Annotated in this window: 1 protein-coding gene; it reads right to left on the bottom strand. The window is 46.1% G+C overall.

The genetic code is table 11. From position 1 onward, the window contains the following. A partial coding sequence (locus tag Q5L94_RS14190) for a hypothetical protein (RefSeq protein WP_317498990.1) occupies window positions 1–221 on the bottom strand: 221 nt, incomplete at its 3' end. Window positions 222–232 lie beyond the last annotated feature (11 nt).

Raw genomic sequence — 232 nt, 5'->3', positions numbered from 1 at the left:
ACCGTCTGCCAAGTAAGCAGAATGCTTTCTCGCTTTGAGAGGTAAGAAATGTAATCTTGTTGCTGGACCACCAGCTCCTCACTCCCCTTCAGGTCAAGAAGAACGGAAACGCTATCCCTTTCGAAGAAAACAAGAAGCACGCCGGTAAAACATACGGCCAGAACACCCATCCAGAAGATTAAGTTAGACCAATCAGCCTGCCATGATTTATCGTAATCCATCCAAACTTGAC

It is taken from the genome of Idiomarina sp. Sol25 (assembly GCF_033052775.1).
GTDB lineage: Bacteria > Pseudomonadota > Gammaproteobacteria > Enterobacterales > Alteromonadaceae > Idiomarina.
Note: the sequence above shows the minus strand (reverse complement) of the source record. Positions and strands in the feature narration are given on the sequence as shown.